6 protein-coding genes are annotated in these 13,251 nt (G+C 30.1%); all 6 read left to right on the forward strand.

Annotated features, from left to right (window positions below; all coding sequences use genetic code 11):
- The first annotated feature begins 226 nt into the window (after positions 1-226).
- Genes brxF through CN601_RS23850 form a run of 6 tightly spaced genes read left to right on the forward strand, consistent with a single transcriptional unit; the run spans position 227 to position 13,135 of the window.
- Positions 227-664: a BREX-3 system P-loop-containing protein BrxF gene (gene brxF / locus CN601_RS23825; protein WP_098172531.1), complete on the forward strand. Its 438-nt coding sequence runs from the start codon at positions 227-229 to the stop codon at positions 662-664.
- Positions 665-679: 15 nt separating this feature from the next.
- On the forward strand, positions 680-4,375 hold the full coding sequence (locus CN601_RS23830; RefSeq protein ID WP_098172532.1) for a DUF6079 family protein: 3,696 nt from the start codon (positions 680-682) through the stop codon (positions 4,373-4,375).
- Between the two features lie 23 nt (positions 4,376-4,398).
- Positions 4,399-7,206, forward strand: coding sequence for a DNA methyltransferase (locus CN601_RS23835; RefSeq protein WP_098172533.1), 2,808 nt, complete (start codon positions 4,399-4,401; stop codon positions 7,204-7,206).
- 11 nt (positions 7,207-7,217) lie between these two features.
- Positions 7,218-9,146: a BREX-3 system phosphatase PglZ gene (gene pglZ, locus CN601_RS23840; RefSeq protein WP_098172534.1), complete on the forward strand. Its 1,929-nt coding sequence runs from the start codon at positions 7,218-7,220 to the stop codon at positions 9,144-9,146.
- Positions 9,147-9,159: 13 nt separating this feature from the next.
- Positions 9,160-9,876, forward strand: a complete 717-nt coding sequence (locus CN601_RS23845) for a hypothetical protein (RefSeq protein ID WP_098172535.1) — start codon at positions 9,160-9,162, stop codon at positions 9,874-9,876.
- Between the two features lie 46 nt (positions 9,877-9,922).
- Positions 9,923-13,135, forward strand: coding sequence for a DEAD/DEAH box helicase (locus CN601_RS23850; RefSeq protein ID WP_098172536.1), 3,213 nt, complete (start codon positions 9,923-9,925; stop codon positions 13,133-13,135).
- The last annotated feature ends 116 nt before the right edge of the window (positions 13,136-13,251 follow it).

Raw genomic sequence — 13,251 nt, forward strand, 5'->3', positions numbered from 1 at the left:
TTTGATAAAGAATTAAGTTATAATGAAACGATAGAAATAAAAATAGAATTAATATTAATATTTTGTTTAAGTATGAAATATTTATTGTGAGCATACAAAAATTATATTAATCTAATAATTGTTAAAAATGCGTGTTAAGATCATTTAATTATTATTAAAACACGATATTTGACCTGTATGCGGAATTTATTTAAAATGACTTATTTTTAAAAAGGGTGTAATCTCTATGAATTTTGATGATTTGAATCAAGAAATAAGTAATTTAAAGTATCAATATCATAAATTGCTATTTCTTTGTAACGATAATTTATTACACAATAAGATTTTAAAAGAAAATAAAGAAATTCAAGTTGTTAATGTGAATCTTTTATTAAGTGAGTTACTCTTAACAATTTCCAAAAAACAATATAGTTTATTTGTTGATGAATTTTTGCGAAAAGTTTTTATTGATAAAGAAAAAATCTATGTTTTAGACAGAATTAATGTTCTTTTTGATACCAGCCTACAAACAAATCCAGTACGATTGATGGAAAACATTAGTAAACAGCATCAGTTAGTTGTAGTTTGGCCAGGAAAATATGAAAATGGTGAATTAATTTATGCTGAACAAAGTCATCCAGAGTATTTCACTTGTTCCAATTTTGAAGGCAAAGTAATTAGTTAAAAGGAGAGAAGACAAATGTTGCGTTATGCAGATTTAATTAAATTTGAGGCAGTTGAATCAGTAGTTCAGCTAAAAGATGCAAATGATAAAGATAATGCAATCACTTTATTAAATACATATGTAATTTCTGAAAGTATGGCAGATAAAATTACAAATGAAATTATTGAGAATATACAGTTTGATCGATGGGTTGACAATAAAGGAATGCTAATTGTTGGTAACTATGGTACAGGTAAATCGCATTTGATGAGTGTCATTTCAACAATTGCTGAAATTGAAGGTGCTAGTAAGCATCTTAAAAATAATAAAGTAGCAGAAAAAGCAAAAGAAATCGAAGGTAAATTTAAAGTTATCCGTGCAGAATTTGGGGCAGTTACTATGCCTTTGCGTGATATTGTTTGTAAAGAATTGGAACGTGGCTTAGCAGCTATAGGAATAGATTTTACTTTCCCAAATGCCAATGAAGTTACAAATAACAAAGAAATGTTCTTCGAAATGATGGATTTATTTGAAGAACAATATCCGGGTAAAGGTTTACTTTTAGTTATTGATGAATTATTAGATTATTTACGTGGACGTAAAGAACAAGAATTGACTCTTGATTTAGGCTTCTTACGTGAAATTGGTGAGGTGTGTGGTAAATCACGATTTCGTTTTATTTCAGGTGTTCAAGAGATGCTATTCGAAAATCCCAAATTTAGTTTCGTAGCAGATTCATTAAATCGTGTAAAGCAGCGTTTTAATGAAGTAAGAATTGTTAGAGAAGATATTGCATTTGTAGTTTCTGAACGTTTGTTAAAAAAGAATGAAGAGCAAAAAGCATTAGTACGTGAACATTTAAGTAAGTTTAATAAATTATACAATGGTTTAAGTGAGGATATGGAAACTTATGTCGAACTATATCCGATTCACCCAGCATATTTAGAAACCTTCGAAAAGGTGAATATTGCTGAAAAACGTGTAGTACTACAAACCATCAGTAAAGAAATAAAAAAATTGTTGCAAGCAGAAGTGCCTGAAGAAGCAACAGGAATTGTATCATTTGATCGTTATTGGCAATATATTGAAGAAGATTCGTCACTTCGCTCAAAAGATAATGTAAAACTTGTTATGAACAAGGTGGAAATTTTAAAAGGTTGCATTCAAAACAGTGTTAAGCGTCAGTATAAAAATATGGCAAACCAATTAGTTAATGCACTAGCAGTTTATCGTTTAACAACCGATGATTTAAAAACACCAATTGGTTTAACTTCGGAACTACTTAGAGATAAATTATTTGTAAGTAATCCAATGCTTTTAGAAATGGATGAAGAGGCTGCAGAATTTTTAACTACTATGATTGATGCTGCAATGAAAGAATTAATGATGGCTGCAAGTTACCAATTTATTTCTTTAAATAAAGACAATGGCCAATACTATATTGACATCCAAAAAGTAACAGCCGTTGACGATTTAATCCTACAACGTGGAGAAGGATTAACAGATAATTTACTTGATAGTTTTTATTTTGAAGTGTTAAAACAATCTACTGAAGTAGCAGATTCAGCGTATGTTTCAAACTACAAAATTTGGTTGCATGAAATTCCATGGGAAAGTCATCGGGTTAAACGTCAAGGGTATCTATTTTTTGGTGCACCAAATGAACGATCTACAGCACAACCTGAACGAGACTTTTATATATATATGCTTCAACCATTTGAAGAACCAAAATTTAAAGACGAAGAAAAAGAAGATGAAGTATTCTTCAGACTGAAAAGGAAAAACGATGACTTTATAAAACTTTTACGTTTGTATGGTGGAGCAAGTGTTATGTATAATGACACGACTACAAATAAACATCTGTATAAACCAAAAAAAGATGAGTATTTAAAGAAGTTAGTAAAATGGTTAAAAGATAATTTTGAAGATGCATTCGAAATTACATATTGTGGGAAAAAAGAAGATGTGATAGAACACCGACTATTCATCAATGATACTGATACATTAATGGGGACAATTGACGTTGTAGTTGAAAGTTTATTATCACAATGGTTTGAAGTTAAGTATAGTGATTATCCATCATTTAGAAAACTAGATAAAACATTTCTAACAAAAAGTAGCTTACATACTTATGTAAAAGATGCTTTAGATTATATTAATGGAAAAAGGACAAATCAAGGTGAAGCAATACTTTATGGATTAATTCTACTGGACAAAAATGGTAATATCAATACTACTACATCCGGCTACGCAAAATGGGTTTTAGATCTTCTAAATAAAAAAGAGCATGGTCAAGTATTAAATCAAAATGACTTAATTGAGTTAGTTACTACTGTTCAAGGTACACAAGATCAACGATTAACACGTGAATTCAAGATGGAACCTGAGCTATTATTAGTAGTATTAGGGGCACTAGTTCAAAGCGGTGAAATTGTTGTTATTGTAAATGGAACGACTTACGAAGCCATGAATTTCAATGAGTTTGTTCGATTACCTATAAATGAACTAACATATTTCAGTCATATAAAAAAACCAACTGGATTAAATATACCTGCTGTTAAAGCATTAATAACTATGTTTGATGCACCAGCAGCAGAATTTAATGATCCCGGTGCAGTAGATTTTACAATCAAACAGATTATCTCAAGTGCAACAAAAGCAACAGTAAAAACAGTTGAAATGATTAGTAATTTACAAAATAAATTCCAAATTTGGGATGGGCAACTATTTACAACAGAGGAAAAAGAAGAAAAAATCAAACAATTAACAAGCTTAAATGAATTTTTACAAGGTCTTCAAGTGTATAACTCAAGAGCAAAAATGGTGAATTTAAAGTATGATATATCTCGAATTGGAGATGAAGCCAGCCATCTAAAATTAGTAAATAAGTTAGAAACTTTACAAGAAAAAATTAATGATTTTACTAAAGTTGCAGATTATTTAATAAAAGCAAAATATATTGTTTCACCAAGTCAAGAATGGGTAGATTCAGTTGAAATTGCTCTTGACAACTTAAGCTATTCATTGAAGAACAGTGAGGACTGTCATAAAGAGATCAAGGAATTAGAAACTTTGAAAAATAAATACATTGTACATTACATGGCAATACATGCAAATGTTCGTTTAAATGCAACGGATAATCGAAAGAAAAGTCAGTTGTTGAATGATTCGAGGTATGCAGCTCTAAATACATTATCAACTAAAATTAATTTTTTACCAAGTTCGGTCTTTGAAGAGTGGCAGTACCGTATTAAATCGCTTAAAGATTGTTACAGTTTAACAGCTGAGAAATTACAACATTCACCAACATGTCCCAATTGTAAATTTAATCCGAGAGAAGAACAAAATAATACTAAAATCTCACTTTCTGAATTAGAAGATCAGTTAGGAGAATTACTAAACTCTTGGACTGAGACATTGTTAACGAACTTTAATGACCCAACCGTTAAAGAAAGTATTGGATTGTTACAAGGCGATCAAAACCTATTAATGGAAGAATTTATTGCCAATAAAGCATTTTCAATGCCAATATCTCTTAATTTGGTAAATGCTATCAATATTGTTCTTAAAGGCATTCATAAAGAGCCTATTGAAATTGAACATTTAGTGAAAATTTTTGGAGATGGTAATCCAATTTCAATCGAAGATGTTAAAAGGAATTTTGAAATGCTAATAAAAGGATTAATCGGTTCAAACGAAAGCAGTCGTGTACGAATTATGGTTAAGAAGTAAAGTGAGAAAGAGGGGTATTGATATTGAGCAAAAACAATGAACAGTTAACGTTAATTCATGAAAATAACCAAGCAGACAACGGTCCAGTTGTCTGCTTAGGTAGAAAATTTAACAATGATAATGAACGTAGGGAGTATTTTCGTGATGAATTAAGGGAGAAACTGCCAGAATTAAAAGGAATTGAAGGATATCCAATAGGTGAAGATGAAGAAATTATTGCACTATCAGATCCTCCCTATTACACGGCTTGTCCAAATCCTTGGATTAATGATTTTATTGATGAATGGGAAAAAGAAAAGGTTGCCAAATATGGTGGATCTGAAAATGTGGATTATCACAGGGAACCATTTGCTGCAGATGTAAGTGAAGGTAAGAGCGATCCAATTTATAATGCTCATAGTTATCATACAAAAGTACCTCACAAAGCAATAATGAGGTATATGTTACACTATACTTCACCTGGAGATTTAATATTAGATATATTTTCTGGGACAGGAATGACTGGAGTCGCCGCAAATTTATGTGACAATAAGGAAGAAATAGAAAAATTAGGTTTTATTGTTGAAGGCATAAATATTAAATCAAAAAGTGGAGATATAATAACCAAAAAAGGAAAGAGAAATGTAATATTGAATGATATTTCTCCAACAGCAACTTTAATTACAAATAGTTATTTAGCATCAGTTAAATCTAAAAATGACTTTTTAAAAGTTGGAAATGAAGTATTAAACCAAATCGAAGAAGAAATCGGATGGATGTTTAAAACAAAAGTTGACGACAAGTACTATAATATAAATTATTCTGTATGGAGTGATGTATTTAATTGTAACGAATGTACTAAGGAGTTATTATATTGGGATATTGCAGTAGATATAGAAAAAAAAATAATGAGAGACGAAATGTTTTGTCCTAATTGTCATTCAAAAGTTATCAAAAAGGATCTAAATAGAACTTTTATTACTATTTTTGATAAAGCTTTAGATAAGATAATAAAAGTACCTGCTCAAAAATTAGTTTTAATAAATTATTCTGATGGCAAGAGTAGGTATAATAAAATTCCTGATGAATATGATTTTAAATTATATAATAAGGTTGAAGAAATGAACTTTAAATATTCATATCCGTTAGTTGAACTTAAAGATGGAGATAAAACTATCGAACCAATACGAATTGGATTGAAGTATGTTCATCAATTGTATACTAGACGAAATTTGTACGTTATAGCAATGTTTATTGAAAAAATTAAAAATACCAAATATGAAAATTTGTTATTAAATACATTAAGAAGTAGTTTAAGTTATTCTAATAAAATGGTAAAAGTAAATGTACCTAGATTATTAGATAAAGGTGGCTTATTTGCTTTTGGTTTTGTAAGTGGTACATATTATATACCAAGTATTACTGGAGAAAGACCGATAATTGATGCTTTAAAAAGTAAATTATCTTCAATATCCAAAATAATATTTGAAGAAAAAAATCAATATTGTGTAACTACTCAAAGTGCAAGTCATTTCTTTAACCTAAAAGATAATAGTATTGATTATATTTTTATTGACCCACCGTTTGGTGCAAACCTTATGTATTCCGAATTGAATTTTTTATGGGAAGCTTGGCTAAATATATATACTAACAATATTGATGAAGCAATCATTAATAAGTCACAAAATAAAAATATCCAGGACTATAAGGAGTTAATGACTAAATCATTTTTAAATTGTTTCCGTGTTTTAAAACATGGTAAGTGGATAACCATTGAATTTAGTAATTCGCAATCGACAGTATGGAACGCGATACAGGAAGCCCTTCAAAAAGTAGGTTTTGTTATTGCAAATGTTTCTGTATTAGATAAAAAACAAGGTAGTTTTAATGCTATTACCTCCACCACCGCTGTAAAACAAGATTTAGTAATATCAGCATATAAACCAAAATTCGAAAATATAGAAAAAATAAAAAATGAACAAAATACAATTGAATCGGCATGGACTTTTGTAAATCAGCACTTAGAACAATTACCAGTTTTTATTGGTATTAAAGGTGAGGCACAAATTATTTCTGAACGAACGCCACGTATCCTGTTTGACAGGATGGTAGCTTATCATGTTCAAAATGGTATATCTGTACCAATTTCATCAGCAGAATTTCAAGTGGGAATTTCACAGCGTTTTCCTATGCGAGATGGAATGGCTTTCTTAGAAAGTCAAATTGCTGAGTATGATAAAAAACGTACATTAGTGTCAGAGTTTGCACAAATGAGTTTATTCGTATCTGACGAAAATAGTGCAATTGAGTGGATACGTCAACAGTTGATAAAGAAACCTCAAACTCGTCAAGATATTCATCCAAGTTTTATGAAGGAAATTCAACATATAGCAAAGCATGAGTTATTACCCGAATTAGATGATTTATTAAATCAAAACTTCTTGCTATATGATGGTGAAAGGCAAGTGCCAGATCAAATCATTTCTTATTTACGAAGAACATACAAAGACTTACGTGGTTTAGATGCAACTGATCCAGTTGTTGTTCAAAAATCAATTAATCGTTGGTATGTTCCAGATCCAAATAAACAAGCTGACTTAGAAAAACTTCGTGAAAAATCATTATTACGTGAATTTGAAAGTTACGTTGTAGAACTTGAAAATTCGAAGGGAAAGAAAAAGTTAAAACAATTTAGAACAGAATCTATTCGTGTTGGTTTCAAAAAAGCGTATAGTGAAAAAGACTTTGAGAAAATTGTGGAAATTGGAAAACGATTACCTGAAAGTGTAATTCAAGAAGATGATAAGTTATTAATGTATTTTGATAATGCTTGTGTTCGATTAGGGTTATAAAAGGTGATGAGATGAGTAATTGGCGTGAAGAAATAATTAAAAAAATCCAGTATTTAGACAAACATTTAGTATTCGTACGTGACTTAGATCTACTCATGGATGATGAAAATCTTATAAAATTAGTTTCTGATTTAGGTTATGATGTTGTTCGATATGAAGATAGTATATATTTTCGTTTTTTTTACGAAAAAGAATTACTTGAAATGAACGATACAAAATTACTTGTTTATTCAAATGATGATGTTATTTTTCCCTATGACCTAACTATTACATCAGCTATAATAACGATAAATATGGCGATTATTTTTCCAAAGTTTTCTGCATCGATACTCCGAAAAATGAATCGTGAAGAGTTAGATGCCTTGTATACTGTCCATGAACAGTATCAAGGCTCTTCTAATGATTATCATACTTTAGAGTTTATTGTTAAGAAATTGTATAAATTACCCTTTGAAATTGTAGATAGTGAAGTTGAATTATTCAAAGTATTATTATCAATGCATTATCGGAATATAGAAGTACCATTAGTTGTGAAAGAATTTCTTCATGAAATATGGAAAGGTATTTCTGGTTTCTCAATCTTGCCATTAAAACAGCTGATTTATAGTTCTTCATATTTTAATAAATATATTGAAGATCAATGGCAACAAATTGTTGATGATTATTCGGATATATCAAATAATAAAATTTTTGAAATTCCTCATAAATATGTAGCACATCCATTTGAAAATAATGATGTCCGTCGTTTAATGAACGATTTATTTCTAGACGGAACACTTTCAAAAGTAAAATTTAATAATGCTAATATTTTGCCAAAATGGTCACTTTATGGGATAGAAATTAATCAAGACGCTTCGATTCGACAACGTTTAGAGTTTTTACATTCTAAAATTATTGAAAACTTACTTGTGATTAACACTTATAAAGATTGGCTTGTCATTGTTAATTTGCTTTCTGAATATAATAATATTTCAGTAAAGTTAAATGATAAAGATCAGGATGGCCTATCACAATCACTTCTATCTCAGGTAAATGAAACGTTTCACAGATGGATGTTAGAACAGTATCAAACATTAATCAGCTTAGCTCCATTTCCAAAACCGAAAATGGTTCATCATATACCACATGCAATTTGTGCTAGTAAAAATAATAATGAAAAAATTGCTTTAATCGTACTTGATGGAATGAGCTATTTTCAATGGAAAGTGATTAAGCAAACTTTAATGAAATTTAATTTTTCGTTTGAAGAAAATGGTGTGTTTGCTTGGGTACCTACAATTACCTCTATTTCAAGGCAAGCGATCTTTTCTGGAAAACTTCCGCTGTCTTTTTCTAATACTCTATCCACTACAGCTAGTGAAGAAAAACAATGGAAGGAGTTTTGGGATAATCAGGGGATTTTAAAACAATATGTTGCATACCAAAAAGGATTAGGAAAAGAAACCTACATTAAAGATAATATTCTTGCTCTAAAACGTTCCTCTATTAAAGTTTACGGAGCCGTTGTAGATATCATAGATAAATTAATACATAATGCAGTTCTAGGTGAAAAAGGACTAGAATCTCAACTTCAGCTTTGGTTAGACTCTCAATATCTAGTTAACTTATTATTGGATTTACATAAAGCGGGTTTTACTATTTATTTAACCTCAGATCATGGTAATACAACATGTAAAGGGATTGGGAGAATATCAGAAGGAGTTCTTGTTGACCAGAGAGGTGAACGTGTACGTGTTTATAATGATAAAACGTTGTATACAACATCTAGAGATAAAATTAACAGTATTCCTTGGACTGGTATTGGATTACCAAAAGATTATCATGTATTATTAGCTAAATATGGTGAATCTTTCACAACAAAAGGTGAAGAAATATTCAGTCATGGTGGTATTAGTATTGAGGAAACAATTGTTCCTTTTATAAAAGTACAACCAAAGTAAGGAGAGAATACACATGACAAAACCTGTTGGGTTTGATCAAAAAGTATTGTTACATCATTTAGATTTTACTGCAACAAATGTAAAAAAATTTTCTCGAAAAGAAATGTATGAACTTTTAGACGGATTTTTAAGAAATGATATTACAGGAGCAAAATCTCGGAAAAATGCAATTACAATGCTCATGAAAATCTGGTATTTAATTGATGAGGAACTTATACCTGTTAGAAATAAAATCCTCACATTATTACCTGAATTAACAAAAGAAGAACGACTTGTTGTCCATTGGGGAATGACTTTAGCAGCGTATCCATTTTTTAAGGATGTTGCTGGTGAGATAGGTCGATTATTATATCTTCAAGATACAGTATCAAGTAATGTCATCGGGAAACGTATTAAAGAAAGTTATGGTGACCGTAGACGAGTCGAAGTTGCAACAAGTGCTGTTTTGATGAGTATGAAAGCTTGGGATGCCATTAAACCTGAAAAAAACAAAACATATAGTCTATCTGATAAAATAATGATAAGTAATCCACAAATCCAAGTATTTATTGTTCATATTCTTCTATTTGTGTTAAAGAACAGAGCAATACAAGTGGATACAATTCAGAACCATATATTACTATTTCCATTTTCTTATGAATTCAATTTATTTGAACTTCGCCAAGATTCAGAACTTATTTTCCATCGTCAAGGTGTAAACGAATTAGTAGTAGAACGTAAAATTAGTTAAACCTTATTCATTTTATGGATAAGGTTTTCTTTTAAGGAGGGGTAACGTGCTAACGATTGGTGAAATTGTTTCAAGCTCTCAGTTTCCTGAAAGTGTTGAAATAAAAAAATGTGAAGAATTCGCTGAATACTTCATCATAGAATCAATTGGACAAGAAACAAATCAATACTACGAAATTATGATAGAAAAAGATAAAATTAGTGAATTTAAGCGATTAAAACAAGAAAAAGAAATTTCCCATATTAATGCAATAGACGTACAAAAATACCTACATTATTTATTGTTGAAAAATGAAATAAAATACTCAAAGACAAGAGCTTTGGGTAATCAAAACCTATTACCATTACCTCACCAGATTGAAGCTGTATATGGTCGAATGCTACAAGTACCTCAAGTGCGATTTTTATTAGCAGATGACCCAGGTGCTGGAAAAACAATTATGTCAGGTATGATTATCAAAGAATTAAAAGCTAGATTAAGTGTAGAGAGAATATTAATTTTGGTTCCACCCCTTGTTTTGAAACAATGGCAAGAGGAACTAGAAGTAAAGTTTGAAGAAAATTTTCATATTATCACTCGATCTACATTAAAAGAATATGGAGGGGAAAATCCATTTATACAGAATCGACTATGCTTAGCTTCGATGTATTGGGCTATGAGAGATGATGTAAAGGTATTGATTCAAGAAGCACAATTTGATTTTATTATCGTTGATGAAGCTCATAAAATGGCTGCTTATACACATGGAACAGTTAAAAAGAAGACATTTCGAACGAAACTTTATCAATTAGGTGAATCATTATTGAGTAAATCAAATCATTGCTTATTGTTAACAGCTACTCCTCATAAAGGAGATACAGAAAACTTTAGACACTTAATGAAACTTATTGATGAAGATATTTTCTCTAGTAGTAAATCAAATGCTAGTTTAAAAGAAAAGACAAATCCTTTTATCATTCGTCGTTTAAAAGAGAATCTAAGGAACTTTGATAATACTCCAATATTTCCAAAGCGTACTACGAAAACCATTCAATATAAACTTACAGATGAAGAATTAGCACTGTATGAAGCTGTTACTGAATATGTTAGTGAACATTTTAATCGAGCTATGAATAATGGTAGTAATTCAACTGCATTTGCTATGATGCTTTTGCAACGAAGATTGAGTTCTTCTATTGATGCTATTTATTTATCATTAAAACGAAGATATACAAGGTTATTAAAATTATACAAACAAACTGAAACTGAACGAAGTAAATATGTAAGAAAATTAAAAACTATTGAGACAGAAAATTACTTAGAAGAAGGAAATATAGAGCAAGAAAATATTGAAGCTCAGATTGAACATGCAACTGACTTGATTGATACGAAAGAGTTAAAAAAAGAGTTAATTGAATTGAAGAAATTAATAGAACAAGCAAGCTATATTAAGCTTTATGCAGTAGAAAAGAAATATCAAGAGTTAGAAGAGACATTATTCGGTCAAAATGGGTTACTTAATTTAAATGAGAAAATTCTTATTTTTACTGAATCAGCAGATACATTAAAGTACTTAGAAGAAAAACTTTTACAGCGTGTTCCGCAAGTAGCAAAAATAGTAGGAAGTTTTTCAATGGATCAGCGTCGTAAGCAAGTTGAATTGTTTAGAAATGAATGTCAAATTATGATTGCAACAGATGCTGGTGGGGAATCGATAAACCTTCAATTTTGTAATCAAATGATAAATTATGATATACCATGGAATCCGAACAAACTGGAACAACGGATGGGTCGTATTCACCGTATTGGGCAAAAAAATGAAGTGTTTGTGTTTAATTTAGTTGCTCAAAATACACGTGAAGGTAGTGTAATGAGTAGACTTTTGGATAAGATGGAGCAAATGAAATCTGATTTAGGCTCAGATTTAGTATACGATTTTATTGGTGAAGTGTTAGAAGACCATTTCGATAGTCTGGCTGAATTAATGCAGCAAGCTATTGTTAACCGTGAACATTTAGATGAAATCATTAGTGGAATGGAAAAAACTTTAACTGATGAGCACAAAAAATTATTACGACTAATGCAAGAAGAACGATTGATAGATGATCAAATAGACTTACCAACTTTAAAACGTGAAAAAAATGATATGATCGTTCAAAAAATACCAAGACGTATATATTCAGATTTAACAACTTATGCTCTAGAGAAAAAAAGGGTACGAGTGATAAAATCTCAAGATTCTAAAGTAATGCGGATTGAAAGACTACCTAAATTTATCCGAGATTATATGCCTGAGTTGTCAGATTATCAAGGAGAGAGTTATCGATTCACAAATTCATTAGAACATGAAAGTGATGACTTACCGATTATTAATGAAGATCATCCATTATTTAATGTTGGCCTTGGAATCATAAAAAGAGAAATTGAGGGACAATCATGGCATCAATACCAAGTAACTGGAGATGTTCCTGAAAAACTTCACATTGAAATCTATCATTCGAGTGTAATTGATGGTACTGGCAGAGAATTAGATAATCAATTGATTCATTTAGCTAAAAGAATCAATGGAGAAGTAATTGTAATTGATCCATATTGGATTTTCTCTAATGAATTTAAAAGTAATAACTTTGGTGTAAATAAAGATGTAAGGTATGAGTGTACGAAAGAAATTATGCAGCAATCTATAGAGTTACGCAATGAAGCGTATAAAAAAAGAGAAAAGCAATTAGAAAAACTTTCTACTTTCCTTGAAAAAACTTTTAATCAGCAATACACAGAAACCCTTGAAAAATTAGATAAATACCAGCAAGAAAATATGGAAAATCGCAATAGTGCCTTAATAAATCAAATGAACGCACAATTAATTGATTTAGATATAAAAAAAGAGGAAAGATTAAAACAAATCAATCGTCAGAAGAACATTTCGATGAAACCACCAAAGAAAATTATTTCATTAGATATCATTCCTGAAGATGCATGCAATAGAGTATTAGCAAAAGATTATTATAAAATAGTAAATGAATATGAAAGAGCAAATGGACGACTAAATGTTAAAATGTTTGATAATCTTGGTTTAGTTGATTTTTATAGTGAGCGTTTTAACGGAGAAGAAAGGTACATTATCCTTACTGAAAATTTAAACTTTTATCCAGATGAATTTTATCTTGAGGATCTCCATTCTATACTTGAGAAAGTATTTATTTATATTGTTAGTAATGGTGAGGTAATCAAAGAGCGGGCAATGAAGAATGAGATTATTTCTAGTAAAATTGAAAAGTAGAGAAAAGAATTGTACAAGTAATAAGGATGATAGTAAGGATAATTATTTAGCTCTAGCTTGATCCCCTGTGATTTCAATGGGATTGCGGAAGCTTCTTCTAAAAATGAATTTTATTC

This window comes from Bacillus sp. AFS017336, assembly GCF_002555445.1.
Taxonomy (GTDB): domain Bacteria; phylum Bacillota; class Bacilli; order Bacillales; family Bacillaceae_G; genus Gottfriedia.

Coding starts and splice junctions, on each gene's coding strand:
- brxF (WP_098172531.1), top strand. CDS start 227: ATGAATTTTGATGATTTGAATCAAGAAATAAGTAATTTAAAGTATCAA.
- CN601_RS23830 (WP_098172532.1), top strand. CDS start 680: ATGTTGCGTTATGCAGATTTAATTAAATTTGAGGCAGTTGAATCAGTA.
- pglZ (WP_098172534.1), top strand. CDS start 7,218: ATGAGTAATTGGCGTGAAGAAATAATTAAAAAAATCCAGTATTTAGAC.
- CN601_RS23845 (WP_098172535.1), top strand. CDS start 9,160: ATGACAAAACCTGTTGGGTTTGATCAAAAAGTATTGTTACATCATTTA.